Source organism: Kitasatospora sp. NPDC056531, assembly GCF_042794375.1.
GTDB lineage: Bacteria > Actinomycetota > Actinomycetes > Streptomycetales > Streptomycetaceae > Kitasatospora.
Genome location: NZ_JBHTTU010000058.1, coordinates 22,499 through 42,698, shown reverse-complemented (window position 1 = coordinate 42,698; position 20,200 = coordinate 22,499). Strand labels below are relative to the sequence as shown.

The following is a 20,200-nucleotide window of genomic DNA, read 5'->3' as shown; positions in this document are numbered from 1 at the left end:
CTTGCTTTGGGGGTTTTTCTTTTTTTTTTTGTTCCCGCGGGTTCCCCCTTTCCCGCCCCCACCACCCCGCCCGGGGCCCAGCCGCGCCCCTTCGGCGGCGTCACCCACTTCGACGAGCGGCAGCGGGTCGCCCTGCACGACGCCGAGGAGGGCCGGGTCGTCTCCTGCATGCGTGAGCGCGGCTTCGACTACCGCTCGCAGGGCCTCGCCACCGGTGACCACCTCGTCGACGCCAATCCGTACGGACTGCTCAGCGGCGACCAGGCCGCCGACGACGGCTTCGGCGTGATCAGCACGGCACTGAACCTGAAGCAGGCCGCCGACCCCAACCAGGACCACGCCGCCGACCAGGCCTGGAAGTCCGCCCTGTTGGGGACGGACGCACACCGGGTCACCGTCGACCTGCCCGACCACCAGCAGTTCTACTACAACAGCGACTCCTGCCTCGCTCAGGCCCGCGACACCCTCTACGGCCCCGACTACTTCCGGCTGTTCAACACCTTCCAGGTGCTCAGCAGCAAGGTCGTCAGCGACGTCCAGGCCGACGGCCGGTTCACCGCCGCCGAGGGCCGCTGGCGCGACTGCATGTCCGCCGCCCACCAGAGCGCCACCCACCTGGCCGACCCGGTGGCCGTGATCGACCAGCGGGTGAAGCAGGACGGCGGCGACCCGGCGAAGACCCACGAACTCATCGGCGGCGAACTGTCATTGGCCAAGACCTCGGCCCGGTGCCAGGACCAGGCCGGGCTCGCGAGCGCCGTCAGCCAGGCGCAGGGCGACGTCGAGAAGACCGTCCTCGGCGGCGACCAGCCGCTGCTCGACCGGCTCCGCGGCCTGCGGCAGCAGGCCCTCACCCGGGCGGACCGGCCGACCGGCACGCCCTGACGCGAGGCCCCCGGCCCGCCGAGCCCCTCGCTCGGCGGGCCGACTCCGTCGACCGATGGACCGTCAGCGTGATCTCGCCACCGCGTTCCGGCGTCGTACGGTCGGCCGTCGGCCCGCTCCGGGCCGACGGCTGCCACGATGACGACCACATCGAGCGGTCCGCCCGCGCGGAACCGCGCATCGAACGGCAACACGGCCCGGATCGGGGGACGCCTCCACGGGGCCCGCGCCCGGGCCGGCGGAACGAGGAGTCCATGCGGCCCACCCCACTCACCCGTCTCCTGCTCGTCCTACCCCTCATGCTCGGCCTGGCCGGCATCGCCGCGCCCGCGCAGGCCGCCGTACGGGCACAGGTCGCCACGCCGACCGACCCCGCGGCCGTGACGGCCGAACGCGCCTGCGCACCGGCCCCGGCCGCTGCGGCGGACGCGCCGACCGTGACGCTCACCGCCCCGTCCGGTGAGACGGCCGCCGTGCCGGCCGACCTGCGGGGCCCCTGTCTCGCCCTGATCCGCACCGACCTGCCCCGGCTGCGGGGCACGAAGCCCGGCACCGAACCGCCGGGCTTCGGACCGCGCGACCTCCAGTCCGCCTACGACCTGCCCCGCCACGGCGGCGGGGACCGGACGGTCGCCATCGTGGTGGCGTTCGACGACCGCACCGCCGAGAGCGACCTCGCGGTCTACCGGGAGCAGTTCCACCTGCCGCCGTGCACCACCGCCAACGGCTGCTTCCGCAAGATCAACCAGAACGGCGGCAGCACCCCGCCCCCGACCACCGACCCCGGCTGGGTGGCGGAGACCGCCACCGACCTCGCCTCCGTCAGCGCCACCTGCCCGGACTGCCACCTCCTGCTGGTCGAGGCCGACAACGACCTGCTCGTCAACGAGATCCACGCGGTCGGCCAGGCCTTCCAGCAGGGCGCCACGTTCATCTCGATGAGCTTCGGCGCACCGGAGTTCCCCAACCAGACCCTCGTCGACGCGTTCTTCTTCCACCGCGGTATCGCGTTCGTGGCCGCCAGCGGTGACAACGGCTACCCCAACCCGCTCTACCCTGCCGCCTCCCAGTTCGTCACCGCCGCCGGCGGCACCAGCCTGCACCGGGTCCGGCCGCCGTTCCTGCCGTTCAACCGCCCGGGCTGGTCCGAGAGCGCCTGGGTCGGCTCCGGCTCCGGCTGCTCGCTCTTCGACCCGAAACCGTCCTGGCAGCACGACCCCGGCTGCGCCAACCGCACCATCGCCGACATCTCCGCCGTCGCCGACCCCGGCACCGGCGTCGCGGTCTACTTCACCGACCCCACCGACGGCGCCGGCTGGCACGTGATCGGCGGCACCAGCGTCGCCGCGCCGCTGATCTCCGGCATGTACGCGGTCGCCGGCACGCCCGGCGCCAACGACTTCGCCGCCTCCTACCCGTACGCCCGCCCCCGGGCCTTCAACGACATCGTCACCGGCTCCACCGGCTCCTGCGGCGGCTCCTACCTCTGCACGGCGGTCCGCGGCTACGACGGCCCCACCGGCCTCGGCACCCCCCACGGCGTCCGCGGCCTGCGCGGCTGACCCCCGGCCACACCGACACACCGACGCACCGGACGCTCCACGGCGTCCGGTGCGTCGGCGCGAGCGGCTACGGGGCGACCATCTGCGCCTGGAGCTGCGGGGTGATCGTCTTGCCGTTGGCGACGAAGGGCACCGAGGTGGCGTCCTGGCCGGTGTTCTGGAAGACCGACAGGGAGATGGCGTCGCCCTTCTTCAGCTCGATGATCGTGGACGCCTCCTGGGTGACGCCCAGGGCGCCGTCCACGGTGCCCTGGAAGTCCACGGCCACCGGGTTGCCGTTGACGTTCACGGCCACCTCGCGCTCGCCGCCCGCGCCCAGGGCGGTGGGGATGAAGCTCCAGAAGAACCGCGACTTGAGCAGGTAGCGCCCGGGGGTGTGGACCACGAGCGTCGAGTTGGTGGGGTCGAACATGTGGTCGGTGTCGAAGTCGACGCCGTTGAAGGTGATCTGGACGGTCGTGCCGGTCGGGATGGTCTGCGCCTTCGACGAGAACACCCCGGCCCCCACGTCCTCACATTTCACCGGCTTCCCGTCGATCTTTCCGTCGAGCCATCCGTCGACGCACTTCCCCGGCCTTCCGTCGTCGGTCACCGGCGACCCCGCCGTCACCGAGCCGTTCGACGGGGCGACCGGCGCCGCGGCGAAGACCGGACCCGTGCCGACCAGCAGGGTCAGGGCGCTCGCGGCGAGCAGCAGGGGAACACGCCGGGCGTTCGAGGCGGACGGCAGGGACTTCCGGTTAGCGGCCATGTGGCCCACTTCCTTCCAAACACGGGGGCTGTCGAACCGGGCTCCCGTGACACCGCCTCAGTGCGGCTGTCACCCCGGGCCCCGCACCTTTGCTAACCCGCCCGCCGTCCCCCCGCCACCGCGCTCGGACCGGCGCCCATCGGCTGCCTGGCCCAACAGCCCCGCTCCGCTCCCGTGGCCTGCGGCGCACGGGCTCCCCGATCTGATGAGTCTGTGCACGACGGAGTTCCCCACCCGGACGGGCGCCGCCTTCCGCCGATCACGCGTGGCTAAGATCAACTTCCCGATCGTCGCAGCAGGCAGCTGCGACGCGGGACGAACGATCAAGAACGATCAAGGGGGAATCAGCGCATGGTCGCGCTCTCGGACAACCCGATGACCTGGGTGATGGCCGGAGACAGCATCACCCAGGCCGTCTACCACACCCACGGCGCCCGCGGCTGGGTCGAGCACGTGCAGGAGCGCGTCTGCTGGCAGCTGGACCGGCTGACGGACATCGTGGTCAACAGCGGCGTGTCCGCCTGGAAGGCCACCGACGTCCTCGGGGCGTACGACTTCCTCATCGGGCGGTTCGCGCCGGACGTGCTGTCGCTCTCGCTCGGCACCAACGACGCCCGCGCCGGACTGGACGGGGTCAAGGGGTTCCGCGACGCCATGCGCGAGATCATCGACCGGTCCGCAGGCGCGCAGATCGTGCTGCACACGCCCCTGGTGGTCAGCCACGCCGGCCGCGCCGCCCGCGCCGAACTGCCCGCCTACTGCCAGGCCGTCCGCGAACTCGCCGAGGAGACCGGCGCCCTGCTCGTCGACCACGAGGCCCACTGGCTCGCCGAGTTCCCCGACGGCGAGGCCCTCGCCTGGCTGGACGACCCCGCCCACCCCAACGCCGCCGGCCACCTCCGCATGGCCAACCACACCCTGCGCACCCTGGGCCTGGGCGAACTCACCGAGCTGTGACGGACGGGTGCCGGTGGCCGACGTTCAGACATGGGCGGACAGTCACCTGCTCGGGATCTCGTGGACCAGCCTGGCGTCCCGCTCGTGGCCGGGGAGGACGTTGAACCCGCCGCCGTACGCCGTGCCACCGGTGATCCGCCAGGAGTCCCAGATGTCCAGATCCTCGGAGTGTGTGTAGTCGATCTCGAACGGCGCCATCGCCTCCGCGACGGCCTGCTCCACCCGGCCGGCCGCTCGCGCGGGCAGGCACACGGTGATGCTCATTCCGGCCATGGGAGGCATCAGACCCTGGGGCCCCGTCAGCCAACAGATTTCGGGCCCGGGGTCGAGGAACTCGCTCGCCGCGCCCGGCTGTCGGGCGCGGCGAGCGAGGTGGCCGACCGCTGAGTGGTGGTTGTCGGCTTGAGCGCGCTCGCCGGGGCTCTCACCGCCCGACCCGGTCCTGTTGCACGGCTCGGTCCTCGAAGCCGTCGAGGACCGAGCCGCAGCATGCGCGGTGTCGTTGCGGTCGAGCGCGCAGGCGGCCTTCCACCGCAGATCGCAGCGCAGCTCCTGGAGCGTGTCGAAGTCCGACAGCCCGTGCAGGCACTGCAGCACGATCGTGGCGGCCAGGACCTGCGGCGGCATACTCGGCCTCCCGTTCTTCGACGGGTACATGTCCGCGAACATCGAACCCGGGAACAACGCCTCCCGGTGCTCGGCCAGGAACGCGAACACACTCCCCGCCGGGATCAACTCCCGGCAGGTCTCCCACACATCCGGCCCGACCAGTTCCCCATCGCCACGAAACGAGTCCGGCCCCACCGCTCCCTGCGGTGGGGCCAGAACCCAACATCTTCATCAGACTTCTACTGGTGCTGAATCGGGGGGAGACTGCCAATCCCGCTCGGCCCGACCCCCTCGGGCCGAGCGGGCTCGGCGGGGTCATGCGACCAGTAAGGGTCGTCGACCGTCGCGCACTGGGCGGCGTAGTTCAGCGGTCCTTGACCGAACCCGCCCTCCAACTTGTCATCGGTGGTGTCGGTGACGTCGGTCATGGTGGCCCGCATCTCAGCGCAACCGTTCACACCCACGACGAACCAGAGGGTGAATCCCGGGTCCTTCACCTCCACGGACCACCCTTCACGGCGAACCGGGTACCCCTTTGCGGCCCAGAGCGCCTGGACGATCTCCAGCGGCTCGTTGAACCGCTGTGAGCTGATCTGGACTCGGGCCGCCTGCTGGGCGATCATCATCGCCCGACCCGTCTTCTTGCACCCGGACGTACCGCAGAATCCGGTCAAGTCGGGGTCGCTGTAGTACCTGGCCTCGGCCCACTGGAGCCCCGGGTGGAAGGCCCCCGCGACATCGGCGAGTTCGGCCTCGATCCGGTGCTGCGCCTGCTCGACCGGCATGGTGGGTTTTGCGGACTCCGGCCAGGCGTACCAGCCGACCAGGAGCGCCAGCAGTACCCCTGGCACGGTCATGCGCCGTACCGTGGCCTTCACCTCGGATCCTCCCTGGTGATCGTGTTCCCGTGGCCGCTGACGATCTTCCCGATGTTGGGGAGAGAGTCGCCGCCCTTGTTCTCCTTGCCGAAGTAGTTGTCGTGGGAGTCGGTCACGGTCCCGTCCGCCACCGAGAAGCGCTGCGCGCCGAAGGTTTGGCTGGCCGGGTCCGTGCCGTGCCAGGACGCGTCCGGGTGCGCGAATGTCTCGTATATCGCCGCGCCCAGGCCACCCAGCATTGCAGGGCTCGGCGCATTGGCCACCGGATCGTACTTGGCCGTGCCGACGTACACGTGATCCGCACCGACCCCGAGCTGTGACGCCTTGTCCACCCCGACACCCGGGCTGCCGACCAGGATGATGTCGTCGGCGGCCAGACCGCCGGGGTGCTGGGTCGCCTGCCCGACGACCAGTGATCCGTAGCTGTGCCCCTGCGCGGTCACGTGCGCGGGCGCCCCTTCGTGGGTGGCTCGGAGCCCGGCCAGGAACTGGTTGTACGCGGCCCCGCCCTCGACCGCCCGGTCCTTCATGAGCACCGAGGGGCCGTCCAGCTGCGGGGCGTCGTACCCCAGCCAGAACACGGACGCGACGCTCGGCGTGTCGTGGTTGATCTGCGCACTGCTCACCGCGGAATCGTAGATGCGCTTCGCCGTCCTGGCGTCGCCGCCTCCGACGCCGGCCATGTTGCTGTTCAGCCCGGGCACCAGGGACGAGACGTTCCGGGCCTTGTCCGGGTCACCCCAGGACACGATCGCGCGGCCCTGCCCCTGATCACCGATTCCCAACAAGAGCAGGGGTGGGTCGTAGTGCGGCCCGCCCGCACCATCGTCGAACTTGCCGTCGAGCCGGTCCTGAATGGACTGGAAGCCGGCGAGCTGCTCCTTCAGGGTGTCGCGCTTGCGCTTCCACTCCGTGTAGTCGGGGTTCTCGACGGGCCCGCCGTTGGTCTCGGCGGGGTCCAGGTACTGCTTCGGCGCGGGGCCGAGGTTCTTGAGTTGATTGTTGCGGTCCTGGATCAGGTTCTTCAGGTTGGTCTGGTTGGCCTTGTCGCGGACGGCGGCGGGGATGCCGTCGAGGTTGCCGATCTGGTCCGGGTGGTTGAGGATCATCCGCTGCTGCTGGTCGTCGGTCAGGCCGTTCCACCAGGCCTTGACGCTGTTCGGGTCGGTGCCGGCGGCGGGGATCTGCTGGAGCGCCTTCGCGGCGTCCGTGTCGGCCTTCGCGGTGGCGGAGTCGAGGCCGGTTCCGTTGCTCGCGTTGGTGGCGAGGTGACCGAGCCGGGCATTGATGGTCTGGTCGGCGTGGTCGGCCTCGTTGAGGGCGGCGGTGATCCGGTCCTGGATCTGCTTGGCCTTCTCTGGGGCGCCGTGCCCGGCGAAGGTGGGTGATTTGGGATCGTTGTCCCAGGTGATCCCGCCGTCGGGGCCCACGGTGAGCCCCGCGGCCTTGGCGTCGTCGAGGGCGCTGATCAGGTGGGCCTGGGCGGCGGCGAAGCCGTCGTAGGCGTCCTGGAGGGCGCGGCTGACCAGGCCCAGTTCTTGTTTGGCGGACTGGAGTTCGGTCCCCAGGTTGGTGATCCGGGTGTTGGCGTGGCCGGCGGCGGTGCCGGTCCACTCGGAGTGGCCCAGCCGGTCGACGACGTCGTGCTGCCAGTTCTCGACGTGCTGGCCGAAGGCGGTGGCCAGGGTGTCGAAGGCGTTCTTCGCAGTGGAGATGCCGATGATGTCGGCGTCGTGGAGGGTCTTGATGTCCATCGGTTACTCGGCCGCCTTCGCGCTGCTCGGCTTCACCGGGCCGGGGACGAAGGTGGTGTCGAAGGGATCCGGCTCCTGCCCGTTCGCGACGGACGCGCTCGGGTTCCGCATGCTGTTGTGGGCGTTCTGCTCGGCCTGGCGGTAGTAGGCGGCCGAGGTGCCGAGCTTGGTGCCGACGTCGCCCATGTCTCCGCCGAGCTTGTCCAGCAGCGTCTTCCAGTTCGTGCCGCAGTTCGTGATGGCGGTGGCGGTCAGCCAGCCCTTGAGGCCCCCGGCGGCCTGGCTGCACGGGTCGGTAATCTTCGATGTCTCGCCCGGTATGAGGCCGCCTATGTGTTGTGCGCTCTGTCCGCAGCCATCCAGTTCGGCCGGCTTGACCTTGAACTCCAAACCCGCGTCAGGATCTGCCATGCTTCGTTCCCCCGTCAGATCCGGACCGACCGGTTGCTGGGCCGGTCCGCAATGATCAAAAACTGACGATGCATATTAGCGAAGTATTAATACGTATCCCGACGAGCAGGGGCCGGGTGGACGCGGAGCGGCCGCGCCTCCGGGAAGGTGTAGCCCCGAACCGATTCGGCTCAGGCCGGGGGTCCGTCGGACCGGACGCAGGGGGAGCCCAGCCTGGCCCTGCTGCACGACTTGGTCCTCGAAGCCGTCGAGGACCGAGCCGCAGCATGTTGGCTCACGCGTCGAACGTGATCACTGGTGTCCCGGCGTTCCGGGCGAGGAAGTGCAGCAGGTTGGCGAAGCCGCGCGCGTCGTCGATCGCCTTGTGGGTGTGTTCCACATCGCCGAGCCAGTGCGGGGGCAGCTTCGGCGCCGCAAGGTCCGCTGCCGGCTGCCCGGTCAGTGCCGCCGTGTACGAGCGCAGGCACAACGCCGGTCCATGGAAGAGGGGATCCTGCTCGTACGGGCCCTGGTGCAGCCCGTACGAGGTGAACCGACGCAGGTAGTAGTCGATCCATGTGCCGTCGAACGACAGCGGCGCCGCGGCGAATGCCCGCTGCCCGGGCAGTGATCGAACCCACTCCACGTACCTGCTCATCACGTCGACGACGGGCTCCGGGTCCGCGGTCGCGGCCTCCCACGTGCCCGGCTCGGAATCGAACCATTCCTTGGTGCGCGGGTTCGGTGCCGAACCGGGGAGCGGTTCAAGGATGGCCTCGAACTCGCCGAACGTCCGCCCGTCCATCGTCGTGGCAATGGACGCGAAAGACCTCATCGAGTTCGGGCCCGCCCACGGACCGTCGACCTCGATGTCGGTCACCACGTACGTCCAGTCGCTGAGTTCAGTCATGCGGTCGACGGTACCGCCACGCCCACCCGGCGCTGCCGGAGCTCGCACGAACGGATCAACTACCCGGCCGCCGAGCCGACTCGTCAGTCAACGATCAGCAGGCTGGCCCCGTTCGGCGCGCTGGAGCGGTGCGCCTCGGCATCGTCGGCCACCTGGTAGCTGCCGCCCTTGCCGGTGACCACGACGCGGCCGTCGTCGAGCGTCGTGACGAGCTCGCCCTCCAACACGTACAGCACGTGACCCTTGTGGCACCAGTGATCCGCGACGTACCCGGGACTGTAGTCCACCCGGCGGACCCGAACCCCGCCGAAGTGCTGCACGCGGCTGGTCACCTCCCCGCCCTCACCTGGTTTGCGCTCCTCACGGACCTGGCTCCAGTCGGTGGCGGTGAAGGGGAAGCCGCTGAGATTCATACGGTCACACTACCCAGCTTGGCGCGTACCGGCGTCCAAGTTACGGCACCACCCGGCAAGTTGGTCCTTCACGGCCGTAGCCGCCCGTGAACCCGCGACCTGGCCGCCTGCCCCAGCCGGGGCGTCGGCTCGCTCACCGCCCTCTCAGGCCTGCGGGTGGCTGTGCCGATCCCGCGCGGACGTCAGGTCGGGTTCGCCGAACCGGGCGCGCAGCAGGGCGAAGGCCTCGACCTTGGCCGCGCCGAACCGCGCCACGTACGTGGCGTAGGAGTCGGCGGTGAGGAAGGTCGGGGGCGTGGTCTTGCTGTGGAACTTGTCCGCGTACATCACGAGTTGCTCTTCGGCGGTCTCGGCGAGGTAGTCGGCCTCAGGTATGGCCAGCCCCTGTTCGCGGATGTCGTGCCGGCTGAGGCCGACGCCGGTGTGGCGGCTGCAGAACCGGCGCAGGCGCTCCGGGTAGCCCTCCTCGCGCAGGATCTCGTGGCCGAGTACCCCGTGGCGGATGTAGCCGCGGTGATCGAGCCGGCCGGCTCGGTCGTAGAGCCGGTAGACCCCGATGTCGTGGAGCAGCGCGCCGACCCGCACCAGGTCGGCGTCGAGCGGGAGGGCGGCGCGGGCCAGCAGCTGCTCGGCGATACCGCTGACGATCTCGCAGTGGGTGAGCACCAGATCCAGCGCCTCGTGCGTCGGCGCGTGCCGCTCGTGCAGCGCGCGTACTTCTTCGATGGTCGGAAGAATCACCGCGGCAGCGTAACAACCTGCTCCCCGGCCGTCCCGAGTTACGCCCTCGGGCGAGATCCACAGGCCGGTGCCGGTGAAGCCGTAGTGCACTCAGCCGTGGTCGGCGACGCCGGTGCCGTGTGCGGGGAGTCGGAACAGGCGGCAGACGGGCTTGAGTTGGTCGGTGTGGACGGTCAGGGATTCCCCGGTTCAGGCGGGGCCGAAGCCGGGCCGCACGGTGGCGATGGTGGGGGCGAAGAGGTAACGGAGGAAGCGGGCTGTCCTGTGACAGCTGATCTCGACTGTTTGCCAAGCGATCTCGACCGCCGGACTATCAACGACAGATCCAGTAGCTGTTGCGGGCTGGCTGCCTGCGTCACCCACCGGTCGGGCGAGTCACCACAACGCCGCCGTCCTCGTACGAGACCCGGTCGCCCGCCACGACGAACACCAGCCTGTCCGTTGACCAGCCGGGGGCCATGGCTTGGGGGACTGCGGACACCCTGCCTAACGGCACAGCCCGGGTGCCCGCGGACTCCGACGGTATGCCGATCGGCACATAGTCCCCTCCCAGCTGTTGGACGAGGCTGGAGTCGGCACCGCATCTGTTCGGATGTGCCCCACCGCTCGGCCGTACGGTCTCCCGATCGACCTCTCTGGACCGGTACGCGCTCGACGGCAGCCTTTGACCCACGAGACGACTCCCGCCCAGGGCGGTGAGGGAGAGGACGCCCGCGATGACCGGACCAGTCGTTGAAACGCACCAGGAGGAAAGTCCGACGGCGACCGCGCAGGCCGCTTCCCGTCGCTGGTGGTCCAGGTGGCCCGAGTGGTCCTCGTACCTGGCGGTGGCGTGGTCCCTGCTCTACGGGCTGGCCAGCCTGTACTGGGCCCTGGGAGGTGCCGGGTACCCCTTCCGAAAGACGGTCAACGACCGTGCCTCGGCGTCGGTCCTCGAGCCCAGCAGTGCCTCCGTGGTCGCGCCCGTGATCGCGGTGTTCTGCGCGGTCGGCATCCTCGTCGGGGTCCTCATGATCCGCGGCTGGGGAACCGCCTGGCAGCGCAAGGCACTGCTGGCCTACGGATGGCTCTCCGCCTGCCTGCTGACCTTCCTGATTCCGGACTACTCACTGCTCGGTCTGCTGGCGTTCTCGCCGCTGCTCCTGGTCTTCGCCTTCACCGGGGTGCCGGGGCACCAGACCATGGGCGACATCCTGTACTGGCACCGCGAGAACCTGGTCATCGTCTTCGCTGGCGGTCTACTGTGGGGCGCGATGACGCTGGCGTACCAACGGCGCACCGGCGGGCAGTGCGTGCGGTGCGGGCGCGGCAGCAGGGCTGCCGCCGCGTGGACCGAACCGGCCGCGGCACTGCGCTGGGGCCGCTGGGCGGTGTGGACGGCAGTGATCTCGACCCTCCCCTACGACATCACCCGACTCGCCTGGTACTTCGGCTGGCCGCTGGGGATCACCGACGCGTTCCTGAAAAACATGCAGGACACACCCCGCATACTGGGGATCGGCCTGGGGCTCGGGTGCGCCTCCACGCTGGGCAGTCTCCTGACGCACGGTCTGGTCAGCCGCTGGGGCGAGGTGTGGCCCCGCTGGGTACCCCTCAAGAGGGGCAAGAGGATCCACCCGGCCACCGCGATCGTTCCAGCCTCCATCGTGTCGGTCGTCCTCATCCCCGGCGGGCTGATGAACATCCGGGACTACGATGCCGCGATGCCGGGCACCAACGGACCGGGCATCTTCTGGATGGTCTGGGGAGCGGCCCTGGGCATCGCGACCTACTCGTACTACCTGCGACGCCGTGGCGGGTGCCGGTACTGCGGACAGGGACAGCACTTGTCCACGCTCTGACAGACGGCACCCCGGCGCCCGCAGTTTCGGGAATCGATCTCCTCCGGTCCGGGAAACGATCCCCAGCGGCTGCCATCCCGCCCTGCTCACCGCCACCCGTGAAACGCCCGCGCTGGGAGACAGCAGTCCGCACTCGCCCCGCACGCCGTACGCCAGCGCGGCAACAGCCACCGTTCCCGCACCCCCACCGGTCGACGAGTCGCCGGTCGGCCTCAGTGGTCAGTTGTCCCCGAGTGCAAGCTTGATGCCGAAGCCGACGAGTACCGTGCCGGTGATCCCGTCGATGACCCGCTGCACCGAGCCGCGGTTCAGCCACCGGCGGACGAGCTGGGTGCCGAATATCAGCGCGCTGAACCAGACCAGCCCCTCCAGATCATGCACGGTCGCCAGGACGACCCCCATCAGCAGATGCGGGGCGCCGCTGGGGATGAACTGGGGCAGCATCGCCATGTAGAAGACACCGTTCTTCGGGTTCAGCAGGCTGGTGCCCAGCCCGCGCGCCCAGGACCGTACCCACGTCGCCTCCGCGGTCGTGGCACCCGCTCCACCCGCCGCATCCCCCGACACGGGCCGGCCGCGCTCCTTGAGCGTCCGGCGGATCATGCCGATCCCCAGCCACGCCAGGTACCCGGCACCGGCCAAGCGCAACGCGTCGTACAGCAGATGGGATGCCGTGAGCACCGCCGAGGCACCGACCGCGGCGGCCACGCCCCACACGAGCACGCCGCAGAGGATCCCCAGGGCCGTCGCGAAGGCCCGGCGCCTGCCCAGGGTGATGGCGGAGCGCAGCACCAGAGCGGTGTCCAGGCCCGGCATGATGGTCAGCATGCCTGCCACGACGGCGAAGGAGGCGATGGCAGAGGAAACGGTCATGCGGCCATCCTGAAGTCGCGGCCGCGATCACGTCCAATGAGGTCTGCTTCACTGCGCATGAGCAGGACTGATGCCGCTACTCGCTCAGCTGCGGATACGGGAGCTCGTACGGCAGGACGGGCAAGGATTCCCTGCCGCCGAGCCGAGCCGTGGGACTCGGCTCGGCCGCGCGGCGTCATGGTCAGACGGGTATGCCCCGGGTCGGGTCCTGGTCCTGACGTTCGGGGTCGGTGCGGTCGTCGGGCTTGGGCATCCGGAGGGCCGTGATCACGCCCAGGGCGACGGTGGCGAACGCGAGCGCGAGGAGCACGGCGAAGGCGGCGCCGATCAGGAAGGTGGCGGTACTCGGTCTCATCCCCGCTCGCCCCCTTCGAGGTCGCGGAGGAGGTGGAGGAGGTTGAGCAGAGTGCTCACGGGCGCGTTGCCGAAGTCGACCAGGATGCGGCCGTCGAGGGTCGTCTCGGTGACGGTGGCCGAGCCCCAGAGCAGGCCGAACTCGCGCCCGCACTCGTGGAGTTCGCGGAGGAGTGCCGTGACCTGCGGTTCGGTGTGGTCGCGCAGCCGGGGGTCGGTGGGCGCGATGGGCGCGTGGTGGGGGCTCACGAGACGGAGTCCAGCTCATACCAGACGATCTTGCCCCGCTTCTGGGGGTCGACGCCCCAGCGGTGGGTGAGGCCCTCCACGAGCTGGAGGCCACGGCCGGACTCTCCGAGGTTGGCGGGGGTGCGCTGCTCGGGGAGCGCGTCGTTCTCGTCCGAGACGCAGACCCTGAGGGTGCGGGTGAGGAGGGAGAAGTAGACGACGGGGGCGGCGGTCTCGCCGTGCCGCCAGGCGTTGACGATGAGCTCGCAGAGGGCGAGTTCGGCGTTGAAGATCGTCTCGGGGTCCCAGCCGGCGCGGGTCAGGACCTCCCGCAGGGCCTGCCGGGAGAGGGCGAGCGAGGGCGTGTTACGGGTGCACATGGAGACCTCCATGAGGCAGTGGTGGGGAGCGAAGAGAGGCGAACCGGTGGATTCGTCGCCGTGAGCCAGGCCATGGGTGGCTGCTCTTCGGTGCCGGGGCAGCAGGCGCCTACTGCCCTTGAAGACAGGCGTTACTGACGATCCATCGGATCGATGTGACATCGACCATAACGCAGTCCCATGGCAAATTTTCCATGGATTCGCGATATTCCCTCTAAGGTGGCATCGCAAGCCCGAAATGGACCGTCGCCCGACCGGCGCGGCAGACTGGGATCACCCTTGTCGCGGAAGGACCCAATGGCTCGCACCAACCCAACACTCCGCCAACGCCGACTGGGCGCAGAGCTTCGAAGGATGCGGGAGCAGGCTGGCTTCGGCGGCAGCCAGCTCGGCCGCGCCGTCGGGATGAACCCGGCCCAGGTGACGCAGATGGAGGCCGGAAAGATCGGCATCAGTGTGGAGCGGCTTCACACGATCGCCGCGACGTGCATGTGCGTCAATCAGCCCCTGATCGACGCGCTCTCCGAGATCATCACGAACCGAGGGAAGAGCAGCTGGTGGGAGGAGTACCGGGACACCCTGGCGACAGACTTCCTTGAGGTCGCGGAGCTTGAGAGCGGCGCGGAGCGGCTGACCACATACTCAACGTCCTTCATCCCTGGCCTGCTTCAGACCGGCGCTTACGCCACCGCCCTGTTCGCCCAGACCTTCCCTCCGCTGCCCCATCATGAGATCGATCTCAGGACAGCCTTCCGCATGCAGCGGCAGCGAGTAGTCCGATCCGGAGTTGCGCCCTACACGGCGTTCATCCACCAAGCAGCCCTTCACATGCAGTTCGGCGGACCGAGAGTGCTCACCGAACAGCTCAGGACACTCGGCATAGACTCGGAACATCCGAGTATCTCCGTTCGAGTGGTGCCGTTCAGCGCTGGCGTCGTCCCAAGCCCCAGCGAGAACTTCACCTACGCCGAGGGGCCGATCCCGGAGCTGGACACCGCGCAGATGGACACTGGCCACGGCATCCATCTGTTCGATGCCCCAGCGCACCTCGCGAGGTTCCGTGCCCTGATCTTGCAGATGGACTCCACGGCCCTCTCCGAGGAGGACTCACGAGAGTTGATCCGATCTGTCAAAGAAGAGATGGAACAAGAGCATGGCTAGCTCCGCATGGCAGAAGTCCAGCTACTCCGGTGCGAGTGACAACTGTGTCGAACTTCGCGTAGACAGCGGTCTGGTGGAGCTCCGCGAGTCGGACGACTCCGGCATAGTCATCCGATCCTCCCCCGCCAACTTCGCCAGGTTCCTCCTAGCAGCCAAGGCCGGCGAGTTCGACCATCATGCCGACTGACTCGGCGGCCCTTCGCTCCACGGAGCGAAGGGCCGCCTCAGACGCGAGGCGGCAGAACCTCGATGATCTCGGCGATGCCGACGACAGGTTGGGCCTCGTGCATGGTGATCACATCACCGGGTTTCAGGTGCCGCCACTGCTCGGGGCGCAGCGGAGCCAGCCGGATGTCAGCCGTCTCCCCGGGGCCGAGCTTCGGCGCGAACTCCACCCAGAGCCTCGCGATGTTCAGATCCCGTTGTCCGTCCTCCGTGCGGTTACCGATGTCCCACAGCGGCCTGAGCCGACCGTCCCCGTCGAAGGCACTGCGGCGTCCGCCCTCGTCGGCGCCCAGCAGGGTCAGCCTCGCGCGGATGGTGCCGTGCTGGACTTCCAAGCCCCGCCACTCGCACCAACGACGATTGGTGTCCAGCATCATCTGCCGGGCTGCCTCGGCGAGCATCTCCCAGAGGGAGATCGGCACAGGATGGGCATCCGCGATCTCGATCAGCATGTCGAGCGCCATCTCCCACTCCTGGAGCCCGAGATCCTTACGGACATCTCCGACCGTCTGCCCGTTCTCCGCCACGGCATTCTCGGGCACCAGGTCGACAGCCCGTCGAAGAAGTGTGAACGCGTCATCCATGCGGTGGATTGTCGCCTGGTCCCGGGTGTCCTGTCACAGTCGGCCTGACGGGACGCTGAAACGATCGGCCCCTCGCTCCGCGGGGCGAGGGGCCAATCCAAGGCGGAGTTCCGCGCGTTGGTACCGCAAATCAATAGACTTTGAGTTGTTCCATGAACTCCTGGACGCCGTCGACCTGGCGGTAAGGCTTGAAGGCCGGCACGAGGTCGCGTACGAGGGCGACACACCGTGGGGCTCCGATGCGTGTGGCCAGGTCCAGCGACTCCCGGGTGACGGCAAGCGCCTGCTCGACGTCGTTCGACTGCAGGTAGCCGCTGGCCTGGTAGGTCAGGAAGATCCCGCGCGTCTTGTCGCGGGCCCTGGGCAACAGCACCATCCCCTCGGCGATCCGGGCGTGAGCCTCCTCGGTACGGCCGAGGTCGAGCAGGCACTGGCCGGAGTCAACGGCAAGGTCGGCCGGGCCCATCCATGCGCACCAGCCCGGTGCGGGGTCGGCGGCATCCAGGTTGAGAGCCGTCTCGGCATCCGCCAGATCCCGGTAGCAGGCCGTACGGTCCCCGAGGGTGGCGTGTGCCCGAGCGCGGCGCAGGAACAGCAGCGACCGCGCGGTGGGATGCCGGGTACCCGACAGCGCGTACCCGAGCTGGTCGACCGAGACCTTGGGTTCACCGAGCCAGTTCGACTGGTAGGCGAAGTCCGAGAGCACTCCAGCACCTTGGTCACGGTCCCCGGCGGCGTGGGCGGACTGCAGAGCAGCTCCCCAGAGCTTGCCGGCCGCCCAGTGCTGGCCGTGGTCGAAGCGGTACCACCCACACGTGGTCGCGAGTGATGCCGCCAGCAGGTGGAGGCGCCGGCCGATGGACTCGCTGTAGCGGCCGTCAGCAATCAATCCGGTCACCGTTGCCAGCTGGGCGTCCATCAACCGGACGGTGTGCTGCCGCTGTTCGGTCGGCAGGGCCGTCAGCTGCTTGCTGGTCGCCTCCAGCCAGTCCACGAGTTCGGCGTCCACACGTTTGCCGTCCAACGCGGAGCGGAGGTGTTCGGGCTCGATCACGGCCCACTGGGCGGCGAGTCCCGCCAGGGAAACGGCACTGTACGTCATGAAGGTGCGGCGGTCCATCAGAGCCCTCTGTGCGTCGTGGAGTGCTTGGACTGTGTGGGCGGAGTCCAGCGGCAGCGGCTCGTCGCGCCCGGGCAGCCAGTACGGCCAGCCGTAGGCCTCCATCTCCGAAACCGTGACGCCGAAGACTTCGGCGAGCAGGAGCTGGGAGTCCAGGTTCGGCGTCTTGCGCCAGTTCTCCCACCGGCTCACGGCCGCCTTGTCGGCACCTGAACGCAGCCCGTGGCCACGAGCAGCCTTGTCGAGGTGCGCGGCGAGATCGCCCTGCGACCAGCCGCGCAGTTCGCGCGCATAGGCGAGGGGATGCCGGATCGGGTCGTCCACGGGCCAATCCCATCATCGACAGTGCCCGCGAGCCTACCGTCAGCGCTAGCGGGACAACCCCGGGACTACCGGCAACGCCTGTTCAGTGATGACGAGTTGGGTTGTACTCGACACACACCGAAGAACTTCCTTCACGAAACGGAAGGAGTCTGCGCATGAAGCGACAGATGACGAAGACGCCCGCGCCGTGGGGTACGCAGCGAATGGGACCGTACGCGGTCACCACCACGGTCCCGCAGTACACGCCCGTGATCGACCCCGAAACGCAGATCGCGGTCATCCTGGACGAGCACGGCCGGACGGTCGAGCTGGGCAGCCACGGCACCAGCACGAGTGGCCTGACGCCCACCACGACCACTCCGGGTGACGGGTCCGGTCCGGGCGGTGCGACCGACGCGGACAGCACCGAGTCGTACGACCAGGACCAGAGTTCCGGCTGATGAGCGACAACAGGTCGGTCCTGGTGCTGACCAACCCTTATGACGTGACGGCGGACGTGGTGTTGCGGCTTCTCGCCGAACGCCGGGTTCCGGTGGTCCGTCTCGACCCCGGCGCCGACCTGCACGCGGATGCCTCGCTGACCGTCACGTACGACACGGACGAGCAGCGGGGCACCCTGCGCACGGCAAGCCGGGAACTCGACACCACCCGGATCCGGTCCGTCTGGGTACGCAGGCCCTCCCCGTACGAGGGGCCACCCGGGTTGAACGACCAGGACCGCCGGTTCGCCGCAGAGCAAGCGCTGTGGGGCACGAGGGGCATCCTCGCGTCCCTGCCGGGTGCGTCCTACCTCAACCACCCGTGGAACAACCGCGCCGCCGAGTTCAAGCCTGCACAGCTCTCGACCGCACGACGCTGCGGATTCCTGGTGCCAGACACGGTGATCACCAACGACCCGCACGAGGCGCGGAAGTTCGCCACTCACCAACCCGGCGGAGTGGTCTACAAACCGCTGTGGAACACGCTCTACCGCGTGGACGACCGGCCGCACAGCGTGTGGGTCCGAGAGGTGCATGCGGCCGAGATCACCGATGCCGTGTCCGTCTGCCCGCACATGTTCCAAGCCAAGGTGGACAAGGCGTTCGATGTGCGGGTGACCGCCGTAGGCGGCCGAGTGTTCGGGGTCCGGATCGACAGCCCCGATCTCGACTGGCGCCACCGCCAGGACCTCATGACGTGCACGCCGGTCGAGGTACCAGAGCCGATCGCGCGTGCGACCGTCGCCTACCTCGCTGAACTCCGTTTGACCTACGGCGCCTTCGACTTGGCCGCAACCACCGCAGGTGACTGGTATTTCCTTGAGTGCAACCCGAACGGCCAGTGGGCGTGGCAGCCGGCAGAGACCACCGCAGCAGTCGCCCACGCCATCGCCGACCAGTTGGAGAAAGGCCCCGACACATGAGCACGGCAACTCAGCTCCGCACTGCCCTGGCGGACACACTCACTGAGGACGGCACCCTCACGGAACCCGAATGGAGCAGCGCCGCCAGGGCGGTGCCCCGCGAGCTGTTCACGGGGTCCTACTTCCTGCCGGTAGCGGGCAGCGTCCCGACCAGCTACCGCCCCGTCCGAGCTGGTGAGCCCGGATGGCTGGAGGGGGTGTACTCCGATGAAACGCTGATCACTCAACTCGACGGCCGCACCCGGCCCGACGACGTGACCGAGGGGACCGTGACCGGCTCCCCTTCGTCCTCGTCCACCCTGCCATCGCTGGTGTTGCGCATGTGGCACCAGCTCGGCGCCGAGGCCGGACACCGGGTACTGGAGATCGGCACCGGAACCGGCTACTCGACCGCGCTCGGCGCGCGCCGCCTCGGGGACGCCAACCTCACCAGCATCGAGTACGACCCGGCGGTGGGCGGGGCTGCGGCGGCGGCACTCAAGGCCGCCGGTTTCGCGCCCCGACTGATCATCGGTGACGGGCTGCGCGGCGACCCGGACGGCAGGCAGTATGACCGGCTCATCGCCACCTGCTCGGTCCGGTACATCCCACTCCCGTGGCTGCACCAGGTTAAGCCGGGCGGAAAGATCCTGGTCACCCTGTCCGGGTGGAGCTACGCCAACGCCCTCGCGCTGCTCGACGTGACCGGCCCCGGACAGGCCACGGGCCGGTTCCTGCCCGGCTACACCAGCTTCATGATCGCCCGGCCCCACGACCGGCCGCCCCGCCCGACGCTGGCCCTGCTGCCCGGGGAGGAGCGCCTGAGCCTGATCGACCCGGCGAAGCTCGACGACTGGACCGGCGGTTGGGTCGCGCAACTCGCGGCGCCCCCGGCCGAACGCATGGGGGCGGGAGCGGAACAGGTCCTCTGGGACGTGTCCACCGGTTCGCAGGCCCGGACGGCACCCAACCCCGATGGCGGGTGGACCGTCGTGCAGCGCGGTCCCGTCCGTCTGTGGGATCGGGTCGAGCAGGCGGTGCAGCGCTGGCAGGCCGCCGACGAACCTCACCAGGGGGAATTCGGCATCACGGTCTCGGCCACCAGACAGCGGGTCTGGCTCCGCACCGAGGACGGGCCCGGCTGGGACCTGCCGATCTGACGCACACCGTCGTCCCGCCCAGGGTGGCGTGGGACAGCCGGCGACAGGGGCTTCTGCCTAGGGGACGACCGCGCGGCCTTCGCCGCTCGCCTCCCTGATCCGTTTCGCGAGCAGCACAATGTCCACCGGGCGGCTCGTGTCGACGCGATGTACCGGCCCGAGGCCCAAAGGCTCGGCCGTCCGGCTCCACAGCTCCCACCGCTCGTCGGAGTCCGGCCGGTCGTCGAGGTGCACCGGGTGCCTGCTCGCGGCTCGCTCGGCGTAACGGCGTCGCACCACCTCCAACGGCACGTCGCACCAGACCTCTTGGACCTCCTCCACCCCCGCCCGGGCCAGTCCCGCGATCGCGAACTGGCGCACATGGCCCAGCCAGGGACTCTCCAGCACAGCGCCGTCAGGCGCGAACCTCAGCAGCGTCCACAGCGTCTCGGCCGCGGCGCGCCCCAAGACGCCGCTCCACTCACGCGCGGAGGTACCGGCTGCGGGTTCCACCCCGAGAACGTCCGCCAGGGTCTCCTTGACGGAATCCTTGCTGAACAGCGGAAGTCTCAACTGCCGCGCCAGATCCCGAGCAAGAGTGGTCTTCCCCGCGGCGGGCAGTCCGTTCACGAGTACGGTCACCATGCGGCGATCCTAGACCGATCGGCAGATCGGCCACTTCGGGCACCAGCCCGGAAAGCCTGCCACGGAGGGTAGCCGCCTCGTCGCCCGTCGCCGAG

At 69.3% G+C, this 20,200-nt stretch carries 23 protein-coding genes and 1 pseudogene; 9 read left to right on the top strand and 15 right to left on the bottom strand.

What is annotated here, in order from left to right:
• A partial coding sequence (locus tag ACFQ87_RS32735; RefSeq protein WP_380614514.1) for a hypothetical protein occupies nucleotides 1-885 on the top strand: 885 nt, incomplete at its 5' end.
• A gap of 254 nt (nucleotides 886-1,139) precedes the next feature.
• On the top strand, nucleotides 1,140-2,447 hold the full coding sequence (locus ACFQ87_RS32730; RefSeq protein ID WP_380614513.1) for a S8 family serine peptidase: 1,308 nt from the start codon (nucleotides 1,140-1,142) through the stop codon (nucleotides 2,445-2,447).
• A gap of 67 nt (nucleotides 2,448-2,514) precedes the next feature.
• On the opposite strand, the gene ACFQ87_RS32725 is transcribed toward ACFQ87_RS32730, so the two are convergent.
• The gene (locus ACFQ87_RS32725) at nucleotides 2,515-3,198 is read right to left on the bottom strand and encodes a hypothetical protein (protein ID WP_380614512.1); all 684 of its coding nucleotides are present in this window, start codon (nucleotides 3,196-3,198) and stop codon (nucleotides 2,515-2,517) included.
• A gap of 351 nt (nucleotides 3,199-3,549) precedes the next feature.
• Between ACFQ87_RS32725 and ACFQ87_RS32720 the strand changes: the two genes are divergently transcribed.
• Nucleotides 3,550-4,155, top strand: coding sequence for an SGNH/GDSL hydrolase family protein (locus ACFQ87_RS32720; RefSeq protein WP_380614511.1), 606 nt, complete (start codon nucleotides 3,550-3,552; stop codon nucleotides 4,153-4,155).
• Nucleotides 4,156-4,665: 510 nt separating this feature from the next.
• Here the strand turns inward: ACFQ87_RS32720 and ACFQ87_RS32715 are convergent.
• From ACFQ87_RS32715 to ACFQ87_RS32685, 7 genes and pseudogenes are all read right to left on the bottom strand, one after another.
• Nucleotides 4,666-4,926, bottom strand: a pseudogene (locus ACFQ87_RS32715) (transposase); the annotation flags it as partial.
• A 77-nt stretch (nucleotides 4,927-5,003) separates the two neighbouring features.
• On the bottom strand, nucleotides 5,004-5,621 hold the full coding sequence (locus ACFQ87_RS32710) for a hypothetical protein (protein ID WP_380614510.1): 618 nt from the start codon (nucleotides 5,619-5,621) through the stop codon (nucleotides 5,004-5,006).
• A gap of 17 nt (nucleotides 5,622-5,638) precedes the next feature.
• Complete coding sequence (locus tag ACFQ87_RS32705; RefSeq protein WP_380614509.1) at nucleotides 5,639-7,396, bottom strand: alpha/beta hydrolase; 1,758 nt, start codon at nucleotides 7,394-7,396, stop codon at nucleotides 5,639-5,641.
• Nucleotides 7,397-7,399: 3 nt separating this feature from the next.
• Complete coding sequence (locus tag ACFQ87_RS32700) at nucleotides 7,400-7,807, bottom strand: hypothetical protein (protein WP_380614507.1); 408 nt, start codon at nucleotides 7,805-7,807, stop codon at nucleotides 7,400-7,402.
• Nucleotides 7,808-8,081: 274 nt separating this feature from the next.
• Entirely contained in the window at nucleotides 8,082-8,696 is a 615-nt protein-coding gene (locus ACFQ87_RS32695; RefSeq protein WP_380614505.1) for a hypothetical protein, read from the bottom strand.
• 83 nt (nucleotides 8,697-8,779) lie between these two features.
• Entirely contained in the window at nucleotides 8,780-9,109 is a 330-nt protein-coding gene (locus tag ACFQ87_RS32690) for a DHCW motif cupin fold protein (protein WP_380614503.1), read from the bottom strand.
• 144 nt (nucleotides 9,110-9,253) lie between these two features.
• Nucleotides 9,254-9,850, bottom strand: a complete 597-nt coding sequence (locus ACFQ87_RS32685; protein WP_380614502.1) for an HDIG domain-containing metalloprotein — start codon at nucleotides 9,848-9,850, stop codon at nucleotides 9,254-9,256.
• A 716-nt stretch (nucleotides 9,851-10,566) separates the two neighbouring features.
• Here ACFQ87_RS32685 and ACFQ87_RS32680 point away from each other — a divergent pair.
• The gene (locus ACFQ87_RS32680; protein ID WP_380614501.1) at nucleotides 10,567-11,691 is read left to right on the top strand and encodes an NYN domain-containing protein; all 1,125 of its coding nucleotides are present in this window, start codon (nucleotides 10,567-10,569) and stop codon (nucleotides 11,689-11,691) included.
• A gap of 219 nt (nucleotides 11,692-11,910) precedes the next feature.
• Here ACFQ87_RS32680 and ACFQ87_RS32675 read toward each other — a convergent pair whose 3' ends face one another.
• From ACFQ87_RS32675 to ACFQ87_RS32660, 4 genes are all read right to left on the bottom strand, one after another.
• The gene (locus ACFQ87_RS32675; RefSeq protein ID WP_380614499.1) at nucleotides 11,911-12,564 is read right to left on the bottom strand and encodes a LysE family translocator; all 654 of its coding nucleotides are present in this window, start codon (nucleotides 12,562-12,564) and stop codon (nucleotides 11,911-11,913) included.
• Between the two features lie 181 nt (nucleotides 12,565-12,745).
• On the bottom strand, nucleotides 12,746-12,919 hold the full coding sequence (locus tag ACFQ87_RS32670; RefSeq protein ID WP_380614497.1) for a hypothetical protein: 174 nt from the start codon (nucleotides 12,917-12,919) through the stop codon (nucleotides 12,746-12,748).
• The gene (locus ACFQ87_RS32665; protein ID WP_380614495.1) at nucleotides 12,916-13,167 is read right to left on the bottom strand and encodes a hypothetical protein; all 252 of its coding nucleotides are present in this window, start codon (nucleotides 13,165-13,167) and stop codon (nucleotides 12,916-12,918) included. The genes ACFQ87_RS32670 and ACFQ87_RS32665 overlap by 4 nt, the downstream gene beginning before the upstream one ends.
• Nucleotides 13,164-13,526: an ATP-binding protein gene (locus tag ACFQ87_RS32660; RefSeq protein WP_380614494.1), complete on the bottom strand. Its 363-nt coding sequence runs from the start codon at nucleotides 13,524-13,526 to the stop codon at nucleotides 13,164-13,166. The genes ACFQ87_RS32665 and ACFQ87_RS32660 overlap by 4 nt, the downstream gene beginning before the upstream one ends.
• Nucleotides 13,527-13,823: 297 nt before the next feature.
• Here ACFQ87_RS32660 and ACFQ87_RS32655 point away from each other — a divergent pair, with 297 nt between their 5' ends.
• Nucleotides 13,824-14,687 (top strand): helix-turn-helix domain-containing protein, encoded by an 864-nt coding sequence (locus ACFQ87_RS32655; protein ID WP_380614493.1) that lies wholly within the window; start codon nucleotides 13,824-13,826, stop codon nucleotides 14,685-14,687.
• Nucleotides 14,680-14,874, top strand: a complete 195-nt coding sequence (locus tag ACFQ87_RS32650) for a DUF397 domain-containing protein (RefSeq protein ID WP_380614491.1) — start codon at nucleotides 14,680-14,682, stop codon at nucleotides 14,872-14,874. The genes ACFQ87_RS32655 and ACFQ87_RS32650 overlap by 8 nt, the downstream gene beginning before the upstream one ends.
• A 37-nt stretch (nucleotides 14,875-14,911) precedes the next feature.
• On the opposite strand, the gene ACFQ87_RS32645 is transcribed toward ACFQ87_RS32650, so the two are convergent.
• Nucleotides 14,912-15,496, bottom strand: coding sequence for a hypothetical protein (locus ACFQ87_RS32645; RefSeq protein WP_380614489.1), 585 nt, complete (start codon nucleotides 15,494-15,496; stop codon nucleotides 14,912-14,914).
• A gap of 130 nt (nucleotides 15,497-15,626) precedes the next feature.
• Complete coding sequence (locus tag ACFQ87_RS32640) at nucleotides 15,627-16,940, bottom strand: helix-turn-helix transcriptional regulator (RefSeq protein WP_380614488.1); 1,314 nt, start codon at nucleotides 16,938-16,940, stop codon at nucleotides 15,627-15,629.
• A 167-nt stretch (nucleotides 16,941-17,107) separates the two neighbouring features.
• Here ACFQ87_RS32640 and tgmA point away from each other — a divergent pair, with 167 nt between their 5' ends.
• The 3 genes from tgmA to tgmC are packed head-to-tail and all read left to right on the top strand — an operon-like array spanning nucleotide 17,108 to nucleotide 19,481.
• Complete coding sequence (tgmA, locus tag ACFQ87_RS32635) at nucleotides 17,108-17,380, top strand: putative ATP-grasp-modified RiPP (protein ID WP_380614515.1); 273 nt, start codon at nucleotides 17,108-17,110, stop codon at nucleotides 17,378-17,380.
• Nucleotides 17,380-18,342 (top strand): ATP-grasp ribosomal peptide maturase, encoded by a 963-nt coding sequence (tgmB, locus tag ACFQ87_RS32630; RefSeq protein WP_380614486.1) that lies wholly within the window; start codon nucleotides 17,380-17,382, stop codon nucleotides 18,340-18,342. Before tgmA ends, tgmB begins: the two co-directional genes overlap by 1 nt.
• A complete protein-coding gene (tgmC, locus tag ACFQ87_RS32625; protein WP_380614484.1) occupies nucleotides 18,339-19,481 on the top strand; it encodes an ATP-grasp peptide maturase system methyltransferase in 1,143 nt (380 codons plus the stop codon). Before tgmB ends, tgmC begins: the two co-directional genes overlap by 4 nt.
• Nucleotides 19,482-19,538: 57 nt before the next feature.
• Here tgmC and ACFQ87_RS32620 read toward each other — a convergent pair whose 3' ends face one another.
• Nucleotides 19,539-20,105, bottom strand: a complete 567-nt coding sequence (locus tag ACFQ87_RS32620) for an AAA family ATPase (protein WP_380614482.1) — start codon at nucleotides 20,103-20,105, stop codon at nucleotides 19,539-19,541.
• Nucleotides 20,106-20,200: the final 95 nt, after the last annotated feature.